This window comes from Cellulomonas triticagri (genome assembly GCF_003696205.1).
Taxonomy (GTDB): domain Bacteria; phylum Actinomycetota; class Actinomycetes; order Actinomycetales; family Cellulomonadaceae; genus Cellulomonas; species Cellulomonas triticagri.
Map to the genome: position 1 here is coordinate 1 of NZ_RFFI01000054.1, position 19,749 is coordinate 19,749.

The 19,749-nt window shown below is 73.0% G+C and carries 17 protein-coding genes; 8 read left to right on the forward strand and 9 right to left on the reverse strand.

Annotated elements, in window-relative coordinates:
* Together EBM89_RS10920 and EBM89_RS10925 are read left to right on the forward strand one after the other, a co-directional pair.
* Nucleotides 1-1,401, forward strand: a 1,401-nt coding sequence (locus EBM89_RS10920; RefSeq protein ID WP_369408647.1) for a Pls/PosA family non-ribosomal peptide synthetase, incomplete at its 5' end; no start/stop codon positions are given.
* Complete coding sequence (locus EBM89_RS10925) at nucleotides 1,398-2,747, forward strand: M1 family metallopeptidase (protein ID WP_122149464.1); 1,350 nt, start codon at nucleotides 1,398-1,400, stop codon at nucleotides 2,745-2,747. The genes EBM89_RS10920 and EBM89_RS10925, both read left to right, overlap by 4 nt.
* A gap of 15 nt (nucleotides 2,748-2,762) precedes the next feature.
* On the opposite strand, the gene EBM89_RS10930 is transcribed toward EBM89_RS10925, so the two are convergent.
* Nucleotides 2,763-3,365: a 4'-phosphopantetheinyl transferase family protein gene (locus tag EBM89_RS10930; protein ID WP_122149465.1), complete on the reverse strand. Its 603-nt coding sequence runs from the start codon at nucleotides 3,363-3,365 to the stop codon at nucleotides 2,763-2,765.
* 90 nt (nucleotides 3,366-3,455) lie between these two features.
* Nucleotides 3,456-4,898 carry an MFS transporter gene (locus EBM89_RS10935; protein WP_122149466.1) on the reverse strand — a complete coding sequence of 481 codons (1,443 nt, stop codon included), beginning with the start codon at nucleotides 4,896-4,898 and terminating at the stop codon, nucleotides 3,456-3,458.
* A 201-nt stretch (nucleotides 4,899-5,099) separates the two neighbouring features.
* Here EBM89_RS10935 and EBM89_RS10940 point away from each other — a divergent pair, with 201 nt between their 5' ends.
* Nucleotides 5,100-5,948, forward strand: coding sequence for a LysR family transcriptional regulator (locus EBM89_RS10940; RefSeq protein ID WP_122149467.1), 849 nt, complete (start codon nucleotides 5,100-5,102; stop codon nucleotides 5,946-5,948).
* Between the two features lie 11 nt (nucleotides 5,949-5,959).
* Here the strand turns inward: EBM89_RS10940 and uriH are convergent, their stop codons facing one another.
* Entirely contained in the window at nucleotides 5,960-6,913 is a 954-nt protein-coding gene (uriH, locus tag EBM89_RS10945; protein WP_122149468.1) for a uridine-preferring nucleoside hydrolase UriH, read from the reverse strand.
* 88 nt (nucleotides 6,914-7,001) lie between these two features.
* On the opposite strand from uriH, the gene EBM89_RS10950 reads away from it, so the two are divergent.
* The 3 genes from EBM89_RS10950 to EBM89_RS10960 all read left to right on the forward strand — a co-directional run bounded on the left by EBM89_RS10950 (nucleotide 7,002) and on the right by EBM89_RS10960 (nucleotide 9,321).
* Nucleotides 7,002-7,379: a hypothetical protein gene (locus EBM89_RS10950; RefSeq protein ID WP_122149469.1), complete on the forward strand. Its 378-nt coding sequence runs from the start codon at nucleotides 7,002-7,004 to the stop codon at nucleotides 7,377-7,379.
* A gap of 152 nt (nucleotides 7,380-7,531) precedes the next feature.
* The gene (locus tag EBM89_RS10955; protein WP_122149484.1) at nucleotides 7,532-8,503 is read left to right on the forward strand and encodes a TIGR03557 family F420-dependent LLM class oxidoreductase; all 972 of its coding nucleotides are present in this window, start codon (nucleotides 7,532-7,534) and stop codon (nucleotides 8,501-8,503) included.
* Between the two features lie 2 nt (nucleotides 8,504-8,505).
* The gene (locus tag EBM89_RS10960; protein WP_233571678.1) at nucleotides 8,506-9,321 is read left to right on the forward strand and encodes a coenzyme F420-0:L-glutamate ligase; all 816 of its coding nucleotides are present in this window, start codon (nucleotides 8,506-8,508) and stop codon (nucleotides 9,319-9,321) included.
* 23 nt (nucleotides 9,322-9,344) lie between these two features.
* Here the strand turns inward: EBM89_RS10960 and EBM89_RS10965 are convergent, their stop codons facing one another.
* Nucleotides 9,345-9,719: a YbjQ family protein gene (locus EBM89_RS10965; RefSeq protein ID WP_122149470.1), complete on the reverse strand. Its 375-nt coding sequence runs from the start codon at nucleotides 9,717-9,719 to the stop codon at nucleotides 9,345-9,347.
* Between the two features lie 152 nt (nucleotides 9,720-9,871).
* On the opposite strand from EBM89_RS10965, the gene EBM89_RS10970 reads away from it, so the two are divergent.
* On the forward strand, nucleotides 9,872-10,258 hold the full coding sequence (locus EBM89_RS10970; RefSeq protein WP_122149471.1) for a hypothetical protein: 387 nt from the start codon (nucleotides 9,872-9,874) through the stop codon (nucleotides 10,256-10,258).
* Here EBM89_RS10970 and EBM89_RS10975 read toward each other — a convergent pair.
* The 3 genes from EBM89_RS10975 to EBM89_RS10990 form a co-directional block, all read right to left on the reverse strand.
* Nucleotides 10,255-10,833, reverse strand: a complete 579-nt coding sequence (locus EBM89_RS10975) for an HhH-GPD-type base excision DNA repair protein (protein WP_122149472.1) — start codon at nucleotides 10,831-10,833, stop codon at nucleotides 10,255-10,257. The genes EBM89_RS10970 and EBM89_RS10975 overlap by 4 nt on opposite strands.
* Before the next feature lie 37 nt (nucleotides 10,834-10,870).
* Entirely contained in the window at nucleotides 10,871-11,761 is an 891-nt protein-coding gene (locus EBM89_RS10980; protein WP_147463528.1) for a hypothetical protein, read from the reverse strand.
* Between the two features lie 418 nt (nucleotides 11,762-12,179).
* Nucleotides 12,180-13,673: a hypothetical protein gene (locus tag EBM89_RS10990; RefSeq protein WP_122149474.1), complete on the reverse strand. Its 1,494-nt coding sequence runs from the start codon at nucleotides 13,671-13,673 to the stop codon at nucleotides 12,180-12,182.
* 460 nt (nucleotides 13,674-14,133) lie between these two features.
* Between EBM89_RS10990 and EBM89_RS11000 the strand changes: the two genes are divergently transcribed.
* Complete coding sequence (locus EBM89_RS11000) at nucleotides 14,134-16,767, forward strand: immunoglobulin domain-containing protein (RefSeq protein WP_158609642.1); 2,634 nt, start codon at nucleotides 14,134-14,136, stop codon at nucleotides 16,765-16,767.
* A 190-nt stretch (nucleotides 16,768-16,957) separates the two neighbouring features.
* On the opposite strand, the gene EBM89_RS11005 is transcribed toward EBM89_RS11000, so the two are convergent.
* Both EBM89_RS11005 and EBM89_RS11010 read right to left on the reverse strand, forming a co-directional pair.
* Complete coding sequence (locus tag EBM89_RS11005) at nucleotides 16,958-17,641, reverse strand: hypothetical protein (protein WP_122149476.1); 684 nt, start codon at nucleotides 17,639-17,641, stop codon at nucleotides 16,958-16,960.
* Entirely contained in the window at nucleotides 17,616-19,745 is a 2,130-nt protein-coding gene (locus EBM89_RS11010) for a hydantoinase/oxoprolinase family protein (RefSeq protein ID WP_122149477.1), read from the reverse strand. Before EBM89_RS11010 ends, EBM89_RS11005 begins: the two co-directional genes overlap by 26 nt.
* Nucleotides 19,746-19,749 lie beyond the last annotated feature (4 nt).

Consider the following 19,749-nt stretch of genomic DNA (forward strand, 5'->3'; position numbering starts at 1 on the left):
CGGGCGCCGCGCGGGCGCCGGTGGGTGGCGGTGTACGGGGTGACGGCCGCGGCGCTCGCGGCGCTGCCGGTGGTCGCCGCCGCGTGCGGGCTGCTGGTCGTCGGTGCGGGCATCCGCGGGTCGGGCGCGTGGACGACGGCGTGGGACGACGCCGCCCGGGCCGTGCCGCTGGGCGCGCTGACCTCGTTCGCGGTGCTGGCGGTCGTGACCCTGGTGGGGGTGCGGCTGCTCGGGCGCGGCGTCGAGGAGGGGTACCACGCCGTCCGCAGCCGCACCGGGTGGCAGATCTGGGCGACGCAGCGGCTGATGGACGACGCCCGCACCACGCTCTACCCGCTGTACGCCAGCACCCTGACGCCGCTGTGGCTGCGGGCGCTCGGCGCCCGGGTCGGCAAGGACGTCGAGGCGTCCACCGTGCTGATGCTGCCGCGGCTCACGACCGTCGGCTCGGGGTCGTTCCTCGCGGACGACACGCTCATCGGCTCCTACGAGCTCGGCCGCGGCTGGCTGCGGGTCGAGCGGGCCAAGGTCGGCAAGCGCGCGTTCCTCGGCAACTCCGGGATGATCGCCCCCGGGCGCGCCGTCCCGAAGCGCGGGCTGGTCGCGGTGCTCTCCGCCACCCCGGAGCGCGCCAAGCCCGGCACCTCGTGGCTCGGGTCGCCGCCGGAGAAGCTGCGCCGCACCACCGGCGACTCCGACACCACCCGCACCTTCGACCCGCCGACCCGGCTGCGCGTGCTGCGGGCCCTGGTCGAGGTGTGCCGCCTCGCGGCGGTGGTCGTGGCGTTCGGCATCGGCGTGGCCGTGCTGCTGGTGCTGCAGGCCGTCGCCGCGCGCGCCGGGCTCGGTGCCGCCGCGCTCGCCTCGCCGCTCGTCGTGATCGGCGCGGCCGTCGTCGCGTGCGGGGTCGCGGTGCTCGCCAAGTGGGCGCTGGTCGGCCGCATCGGCGCGGGGGAGCACCCGCTGTGGAGCGGGTTCATCTGGCGCAACGAGCTCGCGGACGCGTTCCTCGAGGTCGTCGCGGTGCCGTGGCTCGGCCCCGGCGGGGTCGGCTCGCCCGCGCTGAACCTGTGGCTGCGGGCCCTCGGCTCCCGCATCGGGCGAGGCGTCTGGTGCGAGACGTACTGGCTGCCCGAGGCCGACCTCGTCACGCTGGGGGACGGGGCTACCGTCAACCGCGGTTGTGTGCTGCAGACGCACCTGTTCCATGATCGGGTGATGAGCATCGACGGCGTGCGCCTCGACCCCGGCGCCAGCATCGGCCCGCACGGCGTGATCCTGCCCGCGGCCACCCTCGGCGCGGCCGCGGCGGTCGGCCCGGCCTCGCTCGTGCTGCGCGGCGAGTCCATCCCCGCGGGCACCCGCTGGACCGGCAACCCCGTCGCCCCGGTGCGCTCGTGACGTCGGGCGCCCCGGCCCCGGCGTCGGTCCCGGCGGGCGTCGACCCGTACCTGCCCGACCGGGCGCCGAGCGGCCTCGACGTCGACCGGTACGACCTGGAGCTCGACTACCGGGTCACGACCAACCGGCTCGACGGCGTGGCCCGCGTGCACGCCCGCGCGGCGGCGGACACCGACCGGGTGTCGCTCGACCTGGTGGGCCTGCGGGTCTCCCGGGTGCTCGTCGACGGGAAGCGACCCGGTCGGTACGCGCAGCGCCAGGGCCGCCTCGACATCACCCTCGCCCGCCCCGTCCGCGCGGGGGAGCGCCTCACCGTGGAGGTGCACTACGCGGGGGCGCCCGGGCCGCGCCGCGGCCCGTGGGGCGAGGTCGGCTGGGAGGAGCTGACCGACGGCGTGCTCGTCGCCGGGCAGCCCGACGGCGCGCCCTCGTGGTTCCCGTGCGACGACCGCCCGGGGGCCAAGGCGGCGTTCCACCTCGTGCTGACCTGCGAGGCCGGGTACGAGGTCGTCACCAACGGCGTGCTCGTGTCCGCGCGGCCGCGCGCGAGCCGGGTGCGCTGGGAGTTCGACCAGCCCGAGCCGACCGCGCCGTACCTCGCGACCGTGCAGATCGGCCGGTACGAGCGCACGCCGCTCGTCGCCGCGACCGGGGGCACGGTGCCGCAGGACGTGGTCGCCCCGCCCCGGCTGCGCGCCGCCTGGGCGCACGACCTGGCGCGGCAGCCGCAGATGATGACGCTGTTCGTCGACCGGTTCGGGCCCTACCCGTTCCCGCGGTACGACGTCGTCGTCACCGACGACCCGCTGGAGATCCCGCTGGAGGCCCACGGGCTGTCGGTGTTCGGCGCGAACCACGTGGACGGCCGGCGCGGGTCCGAGCGGCTGGTCGCGCACGAGCTCGCCCACCAGTGGTTCGGCAACAGCCTCACGGCCGCGACCTGGCAGGACATCTGGTTGCACGAGGGCTTCGCGTGCTACGCCGAGTGGCTGTGGGAGGAGGAGGCCGGCGGTCGCACCGCCGACGCCCAGGCCCGGGCCGTGCGGACCCGGCTGCGCGGGCTGCCGCAGGACCTCGTCATCGGGGACCCGGGGCGGGACGCGATGTTCGACGACCGGCTGTACAAGCGCGGGGCGCTCACCGTGCACGCGTTGCGCCTCGAGGTCGGCGACGACGCGTTCTTCGACCTGCTGCGCGCGTGGACGGCCCGGCACCGGCACGGCTCCGTGAGCACGGGCGCGTTCGCGCGCTGCGTGGCGGACGTGACGGGGCTGTCCCCGGAGCCGCTGCTCGACGCGTGGGTCGACTCCGCCCCGCTCCCGGACCTCCCGGCGCGGCGGCGCTGACGGCCCCGCCCACCGTCAGGCGGGGCCCGGGGTCGCGAGCGCGGCCAGGTGGGTCGGCGGGACCGGCACGTCGCGCACGCGCCAGCCAAGGGGTGGTGGCGTCGCGCGGAGGTCCCGGGGGTCGACCGCCAGGCCGGTGCCCGTGGCCTTGAGCAGGGCCTCTTTGTGCACCCACGTCCGCAGCAGGCCGTGCGGGCCGGGCACCGGGGGCTCGCCGTCGGCGAGGACGACCCCGGGGGCGGGCGGGGTCGCGGTCACGGGCTCGACGTCGACGCCCACCGGGACGTCCGCGACCGCGACGACGACGAGGTCGCGGGAGCGGCTCAGCGACAGGTGCGGGGCGGGGGCGTCGCCCGGGAGGACGACCCGGGGGACGCCGTGGGCCGTCGAGCCGCAGCGGGGGCAGCGGCGGTCGATCCGGACGTCGGCGGCGTCGACGCCGCACGCCTCGGCGACGACGACGCGCGCGAGCAGCAGCACCGTGGCGACGGCGGGACGGTCGGGAGCGGGGGCGCGCTCGACGCGGGCCCGCTCGTCGGGGGTGAGCCCCGCGAGGTCGCGCCGTCGCGCCGCCGCGTCGGAAGGCACCGACGCGTGCCGCACCAGAATCTCGACCACGACCCCATCATCGCCCGGCGAGGTCGGGGGTACGGGACGAGGTCGGTGCAACGGATGCACCGACCTCGTCGCGGAGTACCGACCTCGGCGTCAGGCCGCGGGGGCGACCTCGTGCGCCGGGCGCAGCGTCTCGCGCGCCGTGAACCGGCGGACCGTGCCGCGCACCCCGGCGTCGCTGCGGCGGGCGAGCGCGAGCCCGACCACCAGCGCGCCGAGCAGCGGGCCGACGCCGCACGCGACCATGCCCGCGCGGGCCCCGAGGTGCTCGCACACCCAGCCGATCAGCGTCCCGGACACGCCCTGCGCGCCGAGCAGCACCAGCACGTACAGGGCCATGACGCGGCCGCGCAGGTGCGGGGCGACGGTGGTCTGCACGAGGGTGTTGCTGCCGGTCAGGTAGAGCAGCGTGGCGAGGCCCATCGCGATGAGCAGCACGATGAACACCGGGCGGGTCGGCGCGAGCGCCGCGACGAGCTGCACGACGCCGATGGTCGCGGCGAGCAGCACCAGGTGGGTGATGCGGCTGCTGCGGCGGCGGGTGGACAGCAGGGCGCCGGAGAGCGCGCCGACGGCCAGCATCGAGGTCAGCAGCGCGTACCCGCCGGCGTCGGCGACGAACACCTGGTCGGTGAACGACGCCAGGACGGTCGCCATGTTGACGCCGGTGATCGCGACGAACCCGGCGAGCACGACCGACCACAGGATGCGCGGGCTGCGCCGCACGTACGCCAGGCCCTCGCGGAGCTGGCCCTTGGCGCGGGCGACGACCGGCGCGGGGGTGAGCTCGGCGACGCGCATCGCGACCAGCAGGCCGACGGCGGCGAAGCAGGCGACGCCGTTGAGCGCGAACGTCCAGCCCTCGCCGACCGCGACGATGAGCGCCCCGGCGACGGCCGGGCCGACGAGCCCGCCGAGCTGGAACACCGCGGAGTTGATGCTGATGGCCTGCCGCAGGTGCTGCGGCCCGGCGATCTCGTGCACGAACGCCTGGCGCGCCGGGTTGTCGAAGACGGTCGCGAGGCCGCCGACGAACGCTGCGACCAGCACGTGCCACGCCTGGATGTGGCCGGTCAGCGCGAGCACCGCCAGCGCGACGGTCGACAGCCCGAACACCGACTGGGTGACCATGAGCAGGCGGCGGCGCGAGTACCGGTCCGCGACGACGCCGCCGACCAGGCCGAGCGCGAGCATCGGCACGAACTGCAGCGTGACGGTGAGCCCGACCAGCGCGGCGGAGCCGGTGAGGCTGAGCACCAGCCAGTCCTGGGCGACGCGGGCCGCCCAGCCGGAGGTGTTGGTCAGCACCTGGGAGGCGACGTAGAGGCGCAGGTTCCGGACGCCGAGCGCGGCGAGCGTGGCGTTGCGGGGGCGGGGCGTCGAGGCGGCGGCCGCGGCGTCGGCGGGGGTGTCGACCACGGGGGCGGTGCGGCGGTGCAGCGCGAGGCGCGGGCGGTGCGCCGTCCGGCTGGTCCGGGGGGTGCTCGTGGGGCGGGTGCGGGTCGGGGACAGGGACGGGCGGCGAGCCGAGGGCACAGGTGTTCCTAGGTCAGGTGGTGCGAGTGGTGTGGGTGCGGAACGGGTCCGGGACGAGTCAGTGCCTCCACGGTACGTCCCGGATTCTCATTTTTCGACGTCATGACGGCTATCAGTGCCATGATGATTCGTGATCACCCACCCGTTCAGGTGCAGGCAGTGAGCGGGTGCTGACCGAGATGTCCGATCCGGAGGGCTCACGTGTTTGACCCCGTGCAGCTGCGCACTTTTCTCGCCGTTTCCGAGACGTTGAACTTCACGCGCGCCGGGGCGCGGCTCGGGCTGTCCCAGCCCACGGTGAGCCAGCACATGCGCAAGCTCGAGGACACCGCCGGTCGCCGCCTGCTCGACCGCGACACCCGCGGCGTCGCCCTGACGGACGACGGCCAGGCGATGGCGACGTTCGCCCGCACGATCCTCGCCGCGCACGACGAGGCCGCCCGGTACTTCACCGGCTCCGCCATGCACGGGCGGCTGCGGTTCGGCGCCGCCGACGACCTCGCGCTCGCCCAGCTGCCGCGCGTGCTGCGCGACTTCCGGCGCCTGCACCCCCGGATCAACCTCGAGCTCACCGTCGCCCAGAGCGGCGTCCTGCACCGGCGCGTGCGGGCCGGGCACCTCGACCTCGTCTACATCAAGGAGGCCACCGGCCAGGCCGAGGGGCACCTGGTGCGCCGCGACCGGCTCGTGTGGGTCGCGCTGCCCGGCACCCCCGTCGACCCGGACGCGCCCGTCCCGCTCATCACCTACCAGGGCACCTCCCTGACCCGGCAGGCCGCCGTCGCCGCGCTCACCGAGGCCGGGCGCCCCTGGCGGATCACCTGCAAGACCGTGGAGGTCAACGGCGTGCTCGCGGCCCTGCGCGCGGGCATCGGCATCGCCGTGCTGCCGCAGTCGCTCGTGCCGGACGACCTGGTCCCGCTGCCCGCGGCCGGGCTCCGGCTGCCGGACCTGGGCGACGTCGACATCACCCTCGTCGCCAACCCGCAGTCGCCCGCCGAACCCATCCAGGCGCTCACCGACGCGATCCTCGGCACCGGCGGGCGCTGACCGCGGCGCGGTCAGGCGCCGCCGGGGCCGAGGCGCGCGAGCGCGTCCAGCACGGCGTCCCAGAACCGCTCGCGGTCCAGGTCCAGCGCCACCGCCGTCGGGCAGTCCCCCGGGGCCGGGTCGCGCAGGTCGGTGACGGTCATACCCGTGGTCAGCTCCCCGGCGAGCTCCACGTCGATCGGGGCCCGGTGCACGGTCATGACCGTCGGGTCCGCGACGTAGGCGACCGCGCAGGCGTCGTGCACCGGCGGTGCGCCGAACCCGAGGGCGTCCCGGTACGCGGAGGTGAAGAAGTCCAGCAGCTCGACCACGAACCGGGCGGGCGGCGTGCCGAGGTCCGCGATCCGGCGCACGACGTCCGGGGTGGCGAGCGCCTGGTGCGTCAGGTCCAGGCCGACCATCACCACGTCCCACCCGGCGCGCAGCACCACCCGCGCGGCCTCCGGGTCCGTGAGGACGTTGAACTCCGCGACCGGCGTCGCGTTGCCGGTCCGCGCGGCGCCACCCATGAGGACCACCTGGCGGACCCGCTCCACGAGCCGGGGCTCGCGGCGCACCGCCAGGGCGATGTTGGTCAGCGGACCCGTCGGGACCAGCGTCACCGTCCCCGGCGGGCGGGACATCACCGTCTCGACGATGAGGTCCACGGCGTGCCGGGGGTCCAGGGGCTCCGTCGGCTCGGGCAGCGCCGGGCCGTCCAGCCCGGACTCGCCGTGCACGCTCGCGGCGTGCATCTCGACCCGCTCGCGCACCAGCGGCCGGTCCGCGCCCGCGGCGACGGGCACGCCGACGAGGCCCGCCACCCGGGCGACCGCGCGCGCGTTGCGGGTGACCCGGTCGAGGGACTGGTTGCCCGCCACCGTCGTCACCGCGAGCAGCTCGATCTCCGGGCTGCCGTGCGCCAGCAGCAGGGCGATGGCGTCGTCGTGGCCGGGGTCGCAGTCCAGGATGATCGCGCGCGGCACGGTGCTCCTCACGTCGGCGTGACTCGTCCTCGACCCTCGCAGCGGGCGCTCGCCCGGGTCAAGGGCGTGCTGCGCTACCGTCGGCGCCGTGCCGAGCGCCGACTACTTCCTGACCAGCCCCTCCGACGACACCCGCCGGGCGCTGTCCGCGGCGTTCCAGGAGCACGGCTTCGAGGTCACGACGTCTCCCGACGGCTCCTGGGCGGTCGCCCGCGGCAACGCGACGCTGACCGCGTTCGTCGGCGCGTGGGCCGGGCGTCGCCGCCAGCGCCTCGTCTACGCCGTGCGGTTCTTCGACCACCAGGGCACGCCCGTCGCGCGGTTCGAGCGCGAGTCCGGCGCCGGGGTCATGGGCGGGGCCATCGGCGTCTCCCGGTCGAACGACGTGTTCACCGAGGTGAGCGCCGCCGTCGCCGAGCGCCTGCACCAGCAGGGCCACCTGGTGTCCTGGGTGCGCGGCGCCTGACACCCCCGCGACCCCTGCCGGGAATCACCCGGACACACGCGCTGGTTACGCTCGACGGAGCCCACCGGGACACGGCGGGCGCAGCGGCACGAGGGAGAACGGCAGTGGCACAGGCAGTGGTGGCCGAGGGTCTGCAGGTCGGGTACGCGGCGATGCTGGAGCAGTTCCATCCGACGGAAGCCGTCGAGCTGTCCGCCTACGCCGAGTCGAAGGGCTTCCTCGGCACCATGGCGGCCGACCACTACCAGCCGTGGGTCCCCCAGCAGGGGCAGTCCGCGTTCGTGTGGAACGTGCTGTCCGCGCTCGGCGAGCGCACCACCGGCGACATGGGCCCCGGCGTGACCGCCCCCACGTTCCGCTGGCACCCCGCGATGGTCGCGCAGGCCTCCGCGACGCTCGCCGCCATGTACCCCGGACGGCACTGGCTCGGCCTGGGATCCGGCGAGGCGCTGAACGAGCACATCACCGCCAGCTACTGGCCCGAGGCGCCCGAGCGCATCAACCGGATGTTCGAGGCCATCGAGATCATCAAGAAGCTGTTCGCCGGGTCCCTCGCGGGCAAGGACGTCAAGCACTCCGGCCAGTTCTACAAGCTCGAGTCCACCCGCCTGTGGACCATGCCCGAGGTCGCCCCGGAGATCCTCGTCGCCACCGCCGGGCCCGTCACCGCCAAGCGCGCCGGCAAGCACACCGACGGGCTCATCACCGTCGGCGCCCCGCTCGAGAAGATCAGCGGCCTGTTCGGCAAGTTCGACGAGGGCGTGCGGGAGTCCGGCCGCAACCCCGAGGACCTGCCCAAGGTCCTGCAGCTGCACCTGTCCTGGGCGGACACCGACGAGCAGGCCATGGAGAACGCCATGGTCGAGTGGCCCAACGGCGGCATGAAGTTCCCCAAGGGCGACATCCGCTCGCCGTTCGACTTCGCGCAGATGGCCAAGCTCGTCCGCCCCGAGGACTTCGAGGGCCGCATGGTCATCTCGGCCGACCCGGACGTGCACCGCGCCGAGATCCAGAAGTACGTCGACCTCGGCTTCGACCGCATCTACCTGCACAACGTCGGCCGCAACCAGCGCGAGTGGATCGACGTCTTCGGTCGCGACGTCCTGCCCAAGCTGGTGCGCTGACCGTGACCGACCCGGTGCCGACGTCCGCCGCCGCGGACCTGCTCACCGCCTGGGGCGTCCCCGGGATCGGCGAGGTGCGCCCCGGCGACGACCTCGCGGCGCTGCTCGGCGACGCCCTCGCCGCCGACGCGCTCGCCCGGCCCGCGACCGTGCTCGCGGACGGGGACGTCCTCGTCGTCACCAGCAAGGTCGTGTCCAAGGCCGAGGGGCGCGTCGTGCACGCCGCCGACCGCGAGGCGGCCATCACCGCCGAGACCGTGCGGGTCGTCGCCACCCGGGAGCACCCCGGCGGCGTCACCCGCATCGTGGAGAACCGCCTCGGCCTCGTCATGGCCGCCGCCGGCGTCGACGCGTCCAACACCGACGAGGGCACCGTCCTGCTGCTCCCCGAGGACCCCGACGCCACCGCTCGGGCCCTGCGCGCCGCGCTCACCGCGCGGTTCGGGGTCCGGGTCGGGGTGCTCGTCTCCGACACCGCCGGGCGACCCTGGCGGCAGGGGCAGACCGACATCGCCATCGGCGCCGCCGGGGTCCGCGTCCTCGACGACCTGCGCGGCACCACCGACACCCACGGGCGGCCCCTGCAGGTCAGCATGGCGGCGCTCGCCGACGAGATCGCGGCGGCCGCCGAGCTCGTCAAGGGCAAGGCCACGGGGCTGCCCGTCGCCGTGGTGCGGGGGATGGGGCACGCCGTCACGCCCGAGGACGGGGCGGGCGCGCGGGTGCTCGTGCGGACCGGGCCGGACGACATGTTCGCCGAGGGCACCGCGGAGGCGTACGCGCGCGGGTGGAAGGACGCGGCGGACGCGGGGGCGTGAGGCGACGGCGTGCGGCGGGGCGATCAGCCCTGCTGCGCCGCCATCTGCGCCGACTGGCCCGTCGCACCCGGCTCGCCCGCCGCGATCGGCTCCGCGATCACCGCCGTCCCGTACGCGCACACCTCGCTGAACTGCCCGATCGAGTCGGTGTCGAACCGCATCGCGACGATCGCGTTCGCCCCGCGCTGCACGGCCTCCTCGGTCATGCGGCGCATCACCTCGTGCCGGGACTCGTACATGATCCGGGTGTACTCGGGGATCTCGCCGCCGCCGATCGCCCGGAAACCCGCCGTGAAGTTCGCCCCGATGTTCGTCGAGCGCACCGTCAGGCCCATGACCTCGCCGAGCACCGCCTGGATGCGGTAGCCGGGGATCTCGTCGCTGGTGACCACGATCATGGCGCGATGGTGCCAGCCCACCGCCCGCCCCGGCGACCCGGGGCGCGCAGGATCACCCGCACGGCGCCTCCCCGGTCCGACGCCGGTGCGGGGCTAGCATCGCCTCGCCCGGCCGTGCGCCGGGCACGCGGACCGAACCGAGGAGACCCGGGTTGAGCACGACGTTCCAGTACGGCGGCGGCGCGTGGGGCGGCGACCTCGCCGCGACCCCGAGCCTGACGATCGAGATCCACGACGGCGACATCGCGGCGGTCGACTACCGGCCCGCGCCCGAGGGAGCCGGACGGTTCTACCTCGGCTTCCAGCCGCGCGACCTCTACGACGACCCGTCCGAGAGCGAGCCCGTCGACATCGAGGCCGAGACCGAGGGCTTCGTCGCGTGGGCGGAGGCGCTCGGCGCCGACGACGTGCGGCCCAGCGAGGTCCGGCGGTTGATCGCGGTCATCGGCGAGGAGCCGGACGACACGTTCGTGGAGGACACCGTCGTCCGGCTGCTGCGGCTCGTCGGGCTGCCGGTGCCGGACGGGTTGAGCGCCTAGCCCTTCGCCGCGCGGGCGGCGGCCTTCGCGGCCTGCTTCGTCTCGCGGACCCGACGCAGCGAGTCGGGGTCGCGGACGTCCGCGATCGAGCGCGGCACGTCGTCGCCGTACGCGCCCGCCGCGTCCTGCCAACCGGCGGGTGCGACACCGCGCTGCTTGGCGAGCAGCGCCAGGAAGATCCGCGCCTTCTGGTCGCCGAACCCCGGCAGCGCCTTCAGGCGCTTCAGGACGGTGGCGCCGTCCGGGTCGCCGTCCGACCAGATCCGGGTGACGTCGCCGTCGTACTCGTCGACGACCGCACGGGCCACCGCCTGCACCCGGCCCGCCATCGACCCCGGGAACCGGTGGACGGCCGGGGGCGTCGCGCACAGCGCGGTGAACTCGTCGGGGTCCGCGTCGGCGATGCGTCGGACGTCGAAGCCGCCCATGCGCTGCTCGATCTTCGCGGGGCCCGCGAACGCGGACTCCATCGTCACCTGCTGGTCCAACAACATGCCAGTCAGGAGTGCGAAGAAATCACGCTCGAGGAGTCCATCCACCTCAGCGTCTCCCGTGAGCCAGAGCGATGCCGTCATGGGTGCATGGTTGCACCGGAACCTGTCACCTTCGTAGTCATGACCGCCGAACGAGCCCGGCAGAGAACCAGTCCACGAGGGCAACAGCCACCCCGAGCGCCACCCGCGCTTCGTCGACGGAGACAGCACCTGGAGCGGACGGCTGCCCACCGTGTCTGTCGTGCTGACCGTGCCAAAGCATGCGCGCCATGCCGATCAGCACCTGGTCCGAAGCGGCCTTGTCGTGTTCGCGCTCCATCGGCAGCCGCGAGTTGCCCTGCGACTCGAGCTGACTCAGGACCGTGCCGAGCGTCGCGCGTTCGTTGGTGGGAGACACGACTGGTACAGCGGCGTCCTCGACGGCCAGGATGGCGAGGCGATACGCCTCGCTGGGATTCGAATCGATGCCGTACAGCTCCTCCCAGGCGCGCGCAAGGCGGACGCCGGCGCGCCCCGAACGGGCGATCACCGCGTCGCTGGCCTTCTGCACGCCTTCGGGCACTCGTCGAACTAGGCCAGGCTTGCCCGCACGTGTCCCAACCGACCACGCAGACTTGCTCCGCGTCAGGAGAGCTTCGAACTCCCCGGGCTTGACGTTGCGGCCATGCGCAAGGAGGTAGTCGGCAATCTGCAGAGGTCTCGGGTGCTTCTGCAGCGAGCTCATCGCTGTCTTGAGGTGCGCTTGCGCCGTCGTGTGGTTGACGTCCGGCATGCGCAGGGTCGGCATCGGGATCCGCAGGATCTGACACATCGGTTCGACGACCTTCTCGTCGAGGCTTGCTATACGGCCGCTGCCGTCCCTGTAGGTCCTGTAGGTGGTGAGTGCCTCGAGCACCCAAGACCAGTAGGGGTGAACCATCCATGCAGGCACCCCGTCGTGGAGAGCGTCGTAGCCTGCGACGTCTTCATCGGTGTCTACCCCCAAGGGGCGCCATGCCGTCTCGCTCATGGCACGGATTGTGCCATCGCGCCTGGTTCTAGCGGCTGATTGCGGGTGCGTCAGTCGAGCAAAGCGACTCGACGCTCACACGGAGCGCCTCGACGAGCGGCTCCGACGCTCTGGCGAGATGTGATGAAGCGCTGAGCTGCGGCGATACGCCGTGGCTAATGGACCCTCTGGTCGAGAATCATGCCCGTGAGCAGGGCGAACGCGTCCGTGTCGAGGAGGTGGTCCGCTTCAGGGTTGCCGGTCAGCCACAGTGTCATGGACTCATGTTCCCACTGGACCAAGCGGCGCAGCAGCGGGATGTGTCCATCGAGCGAGCAGCACAGCTGAGCGTGCTCCGCCGCGCCGGTCGGTGCGGAAGCACGAGACCCGCGCGGCGCTTGCGCATGAAGGACTGTTAGCGGTCCTTGTCATGTACCTGCTAGGCGCCTGCGGAAATCCAGCCAAGCTGGCGAGCGTAGTTGCGCAACTTTTCAAGGCAGTATCGGGCGATCGTGCCGCGATTCTCCGAAGTGACGAAGTCGCCCTTGCGATAGGTGAACTCCAGGCAATGTGCAGACTCGTGCGTCTCGATCGAGACATCCGGGATGAGGCTAGGAAGAAACTCGAGGGATTCCTCGGCCCGGACGCTGAAGTCGCTAATGCCCTTCGTGGTCAGGTGGTACACCAGTGCGTCGCGAAACGCGATGTTCAACTTCTTATCCCGGCCACCCTGGAAGCCCCCGCCGTGATCAACGAAGGTCTCGAAGATCATCCGAGCATCCTCGGCAGGATTTCCGCGGGTTTCCCCGACGGCGCGCTGTTCCTTTGCCAAGTGGCGACCCAAGTCGCTTCTTCCCAGGTAGGTCGACACTTCGCCGGGGGTGCGCGTACCGAAGCCCAGGTCGTCGAGCGATTGAATTACGTCGGCCGGTCCGTAGCGGCGGAAGGTCGCCAGTGACAGTGGTGGTGACACTGAGAAGACATGAGCGTCGAGGGTGACAATCGTCTGCACGAGAAGGCCGCGGTGCTCGGCCCACCACTTCCCGATTGCGCTTTCTCCGCTCGCCTGGAGGAGTGCACTCGGGTCCAGCATTCCAAAGCGACGGCTCGATGTGAGCGTGGAGAGGACGCCGTGCCCGGATGTTTCGCTCACCACCAGGATGCTGAGTTCGAGAGGCTTCTTGGTTGCGCGCTGGAGCGCCAGCTTCTGCCGGTTGAAGTCGATAGCGATCTGCTTCAGATAGTCGCCGAGCGACGGGAATGCCTCCGGCGAATACTGGTCGAGGTCGACGATATCCTCAAGTGAGTCCACCTGGTTGGCAAGCTGGAGAGTCTGTGCGGCCAGTGGGGTCCAGCGGTCCGGCGCGGGGCCCTCGACGTCGATAGGCAACTTGAGTGGCACCACGCCAGAGATGTTGCGGTAGTCCGCCGCCATCTTCTCCGCCGTATCCCTCATCGTGCCGGGCCACGTGAGCAGGACTCGCTGGCCGAGGCCAGCGCGCAAGAAGCGCTTGACCTCACTCATCTCTTCTCGCGACGGAGGTCGATCCTCACGATGATCCACGTTCATCGGGATCACGCGCATGTCGTTCTGTTGAAGCTCGTCGCGGATGAACAGGCTGAGCGCTTCCTCCATGTCTCGCGAGACGAGCGCGCCGTTGTACGTGACCGTCTTCGAGTACATGTCAGGCATGAAGACCGTCAGGTTCTCGGCGAGGGTGGTTTTCCCAGTTCCAGGGTTGGCGAAGATGGGCAGGAAGAGACCTTCGCCGAGCGATCGGACCGCCTCGCCCGCCTCCTCGAGTACTTCGAGGGTCGTGGGGGCTGGGGGAACCAAGAGGTTGAGCACCTCCGGACCCACGAGGCGCACCAGCGGCTCGTACCTGGACGGAAGTTGCAGTGTCCGCAGGAGGTGCGGGTCCGTGATCGCCACGCGCACACCATAGTTGGCCGTCGCGCCTGATCAACAGGGCTGAGAGCGGTCCCGCGCTCGGGTTCTTCGCACGGCGGCCTCCTCCTGGCTAACGGATGCTGTGCTCGAGGAGCATTCCCGTCAGCAGGGCGAACGGGTCGGTGTCGAGCAGGCGGTCGGCGTCCTCGTCGCCGGTCATCCAGAGGGTCATGGGGTCAGCATGCCACCTCGCCGGGCGGCGACGACCGTGAGCGCCGGCGAGCGCGCCAGGGCCGCTGCTGACGAACCGTGGGGCGCTGGTGGGTCCCCCGTCCCGTCGTACGCGGCGTGGAGCTCCGTAGGTGACCTGCGATGCACGTAGGTGGTGGTGCGGGGAAGGCATCCTCGTCGCACCATGTGGACCTCGTCGCTTCGCCCCCGCCGGGATCAGACCGCGAGCCACGGCTCTCCGCGCCCTCGGTGGAGAGCGGGGGTCGTCGTGGTGCTGGGTGTGCTCGCGGCCCTGGTCCCGACGGCGCCGGCAGCCGCCACGACCGGTGGGGGGATCTTCCGCGACCTCACGTTCCGGGCGTACCTCACCGGTGAGGCGCCCGGCACGGGGGAGCTGCGCGGTGCGATCGCCGAGCGCGGCGGCTGCGTCCGGGTGGAGGGCCGGTTCGTGACGCTCCACTGGGGGACCGGGACGTTGCACCTCCAGCAGCGTCAGAGCAACGGCTCATGGCAACGCGTCCGGGACGACCAGGCCTCCTTCACCTACTACTCCGGCGACACCAACGAGGTCGTGTTCGACACCTGCGGGTTCGCCATCCCGGAGTCCGGTGAGCACCGGGTGGTGTTCACCTCGCAGTCCGGCGTCACCTCCTTCTCGGACCCGTTCGAGCTGCGCGTGCGGGCGGCGGCCCCGGTCTTCGCCCCGGGGCCCGCGTCGCAGCGGGTCGAGGTCGGCGCAGCCGTCTCGTTCCCCGCGGCAGCGGTCGCCCCGCCCGGCACGTCGGACGACTCGGCCCGGGTCGAGCAGCGCGCGCAGCTGTCGTGGGACGGGGGACGCACCTGGCAGGACACGGCGAGCACCGCCCTGGTCGCGACCCCCGCCCACGACGGTCTGCGTGTGCGGTACCAGGCCGACCGGGTCCCGACCGCGGACCACCCCCTGGCGCTGCCCTCCGTGGTCACGACGTCCGGCGTCGCCGTGCTCACGGTCGAGTCCCGCCCCGAGGTCGTCGAGCACCCGCAGACGCAGCGGGTCCCGTGGTCCACGACCACGCCGGTCCGGACCGCGGAGTTCTCCGCCGTGGTCCGCACCGACGGGTCCGCCGGCCAGGTGGTGACCTGGCAGCGCTCGACCGACTCCGGGACCACGTGGCAGGACGTCGCCACCGCCGGGGCGTGCACGGAGCCGGAGAGCCGGTGCACCGTCACGCACCAGGTCCCCGGGACGCCGGACACGGAGGGGCACCAGTTCCGTGTCGCGGTCACCTACCTCGCCGGTCAGGCGGTGGTGCACTCCGCTGCCGCGACGCTCGAGCTCGAGGAGCCGACCGCGCTGCGGGTGACCGCGGACCCGGTGGACGTCTGGGTCGAGACCGGTGGGGAGGCCGTGTTCGCCGCCGACGCCGTGAACTGGGCCGGCGTGTCGTGGAGCAGGCAGCGCTCCGGGCAGGCGTGGGACGCCGTACCCGGCGGGGCAGGAAGCACCACCTTGCGCCTGACCGACCTCACCCCGGCGGACAGCGACACGCGCTACCGGGCCGAGTTCCGGAACGGCGCCGCCTTCGCGAGCTCGTTGTCCGCGCTGCTGGTCGTCCAGGACCGACCGGAGGTGACCCGGGTCGGCGACGACGTCCTCGACGGGCTGGCGGGAGCCGCTGCCCAGGTCGAGGCCGACGTGCGGCTGAGCGACCCCCGGCAGTCGGCGACCTGGGAGCGGTCGGTCGACGGCGGGGCGACCTGGGAGCCGGTCGGCGCCGTCACCGGCTGCGACGCCGGGGAGGAGTGCCGTGCCACCCACCGGATCGAGGCACTCACGCCCGAGATGACCGGACACCGGTACCGGGTGGTCGCGCACTGGCTCCGGTCGGAGGTCGTCGAGGGCCCGGAGACGCGGGTCGTCGTCCGCGACCTGTCCCGACCCCAGGTCACCGAGCAGCCACGGGACGCCCACGTCCTGGTCGGCCAGGACGCGACCTTCACGCTCGCGGTGTCGGGGGTGCCCGAGCCGGACGTGCAGTGGTTCGTCCGACCCGCAGCGGGCGAGGGCGAGACGGCGTGGCGGGCGATCACCGGTGCGTCGAGCACCACCCTGACCGTGCCCGCGGCGACATCCGACGTCCAGGGCACCCGGTACCGAGCCCGAGCGAGCAGCCCCGCCGGGGAGGTCTGGTCGGACGAGGCGACCCTGGTGGTGGAGACCGTCCCGGTGATCCTCGAGCAGCCCGAGGACGTGACGGTCCTCGCCGGTGACGCGGCCGAGTTCACCTCCCAGTACCGCACGGACGGTCTGACCAGCCAGCAGCGGCAGTGGCAGGTCTCCACCGACGGCGGCGTCACCTGGGAGCAGCAGGAGGACGCCCGATGGTGCCCGACCACCTGCCGGGCGCGACTCACCGTCGACCCCGCTCAGCTCACCGACGACGGGATGCTCGTCCGGCTGACCGTCACGTACCTCGGCGGGCAGCAGACGGTCGAGTCCCGGGCGGCACGGTTGACGGTGCTCGAACCCCGGGCGCCGCTGGTCCTGCGCGACCCCCAGGACGTGCCTCTGGCGCTGCTCGGCGAGCACGTCACCCTCAGCGCAGCAGCCGACGGCCTGCCCACCCCGGTGGTGCGGTGGCTCGCCTCCGACGACGCCGGCCGGACCTGGCACGAGGTCGAGGGCGCCGACGACCCGACGCTCGTGATCGGACCGATCACCGCCGAGCACGAGGGGCGGCAGTACCGCGCGCTGTTCACGAACCGGGAGGGGGAGGCCTTGACGGCTCCCGCCACCATCGCCGAGGTCCGCGCGGGACGCGCCCTGCACCTGCGGATCGCCCCACGTGTCGAGGTCGTCGACCGCCCACCGGCGGCATCCGCGACCGGTAGCGGGACCCGCGCCACCGCGCCACCCCCGCGATGACGACGCCCTGCCGGCGCCCCAGCCGGGGACGACAGCCGCGAGGTGTCCGGGCGCGCTGAGCACCGACGAGGAGCGTCCGAGGAGCAGGGCGGACCTGCGGGGTGGCGATCGGACGGTCCGCCTCCGGCTCTGCCGGTCACCGCGGAGCGTCGCGGCTCCGTGCGCGCGCCGGGGCACGCCGCCGTCGGGATCACGGGGCTGGTGGGCGCGGTCCGACCGGTCGACGCAGGTCCGCGACCTCGGCCACGAGTGCGCGACCGAGGTCGGCGTCCGTGACGTAGGCCGCCACCACCTCCAGCACCCGAGGGGAGTACGGCACGCCGACCACCCGCCGGGCGAACGCGTGCGCGGCGATCTCGCTCAGGGCGCGCACGGGGCGTCGTCGGCGCAGCCGGGGCCCGGTCGTGACGTGCGCCCGCTGCGTGACGATGCCCGGGGTGTGCGTCTCGACGTGGTGGAACACCTCGTGGGCCACGACCGCGTCCCGGATCGCGAGGCGGGGGAGGCCCAGGACGTCCTCGACGTCGCCCAGGCGGTCGAGGACCGTGGTCGACAGGCGCACGACACCGCCGCGCCGGGTGGCGGTGTAGGTGGCGAGCACGACGAGGCCGGGGACGTCCGCGGTCGGCTCCTCGACGAGCGTGATGCCGTGCCGTCGGAGGACGTCGTCCGCGTGGAACGGGGCCGCGACGGTGTCCGCCGCCTCGGCCCCGCAGCGCAGCGCGGCGTCGACCAGGTCGTCGCGCCGGGCGGGCGGGATCCGGTCGTGGCGGGGGTCGCGCCGCAGCGCGAGCAGCCCGAGGTCCCGCTCGGTCACCTCCCGCAGCAGGGCGACGACCTCGTGCAGCTCACGTCTGCTGCACGTTGCCGGCAACGAGGATCACCTCGTCGTCCGGCTCGAGGGTCGACATCTCCAGGTCGACGAGCAGGGTGAGCTGGGCGAGGTCCTCGGCGGCGAAGTCGGCGACGCGGGCACCGAGGCAGGCGTAGAGCTCGGGCCGGATGATCACCTCGGACCGGTACACGGCCATGCTCTCCCACAGCGCCTCGACCGCCGCGAGGTAGTCGCCCGCGGTCGTCGTCGCGACCTCGGCGCGGCCACGCTGGACCTTGATGAACCCCCGCTCGTCGACGATGCGCACCGGACCGGGGGAGTCCGGGGTCCGGGCGTCGCCGTAGACGCGGAAGTACCGGGACCGGGCGAGCAGTCCGACGTCGGCGACGTCGAGGCGCATGTCCGCGGCGGCGAGCTCGAGCGCCTCGGTGTCCGTCACCTGCTTGGTGAGGTCGGTGGCCTTGACCTCGGTCGAGCCGGTGGCGATGGCCGTGACCTTGGAGGTCTGCGGGTCGATCTCGACGTGGATCTCCACGGACTCGGGGGTCGCGCCGGAGCCGACCGCCTTGTTCAGCGCCTCGTTCTTGATCGCCTGGATCTCCTCCTTCGACGGGGAGGGGATGATCCGCTCCACGACGTCCCGCACCATGGCGAGGGCGACGCCGATGGAGGAGATCACCTCGGAGTTCTGCGGGATGGAGTAGGAGACGCCGCGGGTGGCGGAGAACCAGGGGATCAGCGAGGCCGCGCCGCCGCCGACGCCGACCAGGGAGATCTGGTCCTCCTCCAGCCGGTACTTCTCCGCCAGCCCCGAGATGATCGGGTTGATCTTGGCGTAGGCGCGCTCCATGATCTGCGTCGCGACCTCCTCGACGGTGAGGCCGCAGTGGTCCGCGAGCGGGGCCATGGCCGCGCGGGCGGCCTCGGCGTCGCCGTAGGAGAAGTCGTCGGGCGAGACCAGCCCGAGGACGTTGGCGGCGCACGAGTTGGTGATCGCGACCTCGACCCCGTCGTCGCAGACGATCTTCACGTAGTCGGCGGGGTCGCCCTCGCGCGGCGAGAAGAACACGACCCGGGGGTTCCGGATCCGGACGCGGTCGGTGTAGACCGCGTACTCGAGCTCGGCGATGTGCGCCGAGCGCGGCCCGACGTCCACCACGCCGGAGCGGTCCGCGCGGATCATCGACCCCCCGGCGCACCCGACGACCTGGACGTCGAGGGACGAGATGTACGTGGGGTGGCCCCCGACGACGGAGTAGTCGATCGTCGGGCGCCCGTTGCGGATGACGCCGATGTTCGTCGTCGTGCCGCCGACCTCGAAGTAGACGCCGTTCGACGCCCGCAGGTACATCAGGGAGCCCATCACGGACGCGGCCGGGCCCGACAGCATCGTGAGGACCGGCCGCTTCTTCATCTCGGCGATCTCCATGACCCCGCCGTCGCCGCGCATGATCATCAGCGGGACGGTCACCCCGGCCTCGCGGACGGCGGTCTCGGTGGACGTCGCCGTGTCGAGCATCTTCGGCAGGATCGACGCGTTGATCGCCGCCGTGCGGGTGCGCCGGGTCAGGCCGTACAGCTTGGTGATGTCGGAGGCCATCGTCGTGGGGATGCCCCGGTCGGTGGCCGCGCCGTGCACCATCGCCTCCGGCTCCCCGTCGTCGACCCCGAACGCCATCGAGGCGACCAGCACCTGGGCCCCGGCGGCGGTGAGCCGGTCGACGACCTGGTCGAGGTTCTCCGGCGTGAGCTGCTTGCGCGGGAGGAAGTCGCTGACGATCCGGATGTACTTGTCGTTCGACAGGTCGATGTCGGACAGCCGCGTCTGCCGCCGGGCCAGCCACCCCTCGAGCCCGCCCTTGGCGATCCCGACGACGCCGACCCGCGCGACGTCGCCCTCGATGAGGGCGTTGGTCGCCTGGGTCGTGGAGTGCGCGACGAACACGACGTCGCGCGGGTCGATGGCGTTCTCGCGCAGGCAGTTCCGGAAGGACAGGACCACGCCCGCGGCGACGCCGGAGGGGTGGTGGTGCGTGGTCTTGACCGAGGACTTGCCGATGATCTCCTGCGTCGCGTTGTCGATCGCGACGGCCTTGGTGTGGGTACCGCCGACGTCGATGCCCATGCGGACGGACCGTGCCACGTCG

Excerpts from the sequence above, each read along its gene's own strand:
- EBM89_RS10955 (WP_122149484.1), top strand. The coding sequence starts at position 7,532 with ATGCTGGAGCAGTTCCATCCGACGGAAGCCGTCGAGCTGTCCGCCTAC.
- EBM89_RS10965 (WP_122149470.1), bottom strand. The coding sequence starts at position 9,719 with ATGATCGTGGTCACCAGCGACGAGATCCCCGGCTACCGCATCCAGGCG.
- EBM89_RS10975 (WP_122149472.1), bottom strand. The coding sequence starts at position 10,833 with ATGACGGCATCGCTCTGGCTCACGGGAGACGCTGAGGTGGATGGACTC.
- EBM89_RS10980 (WP_147463528.1), bottom strand. The coding sequence starts at position 11,761 with ATGAGCGAGACGGCATGGCGCCCCTTGGGGGTAGACACCGATGAAGAC.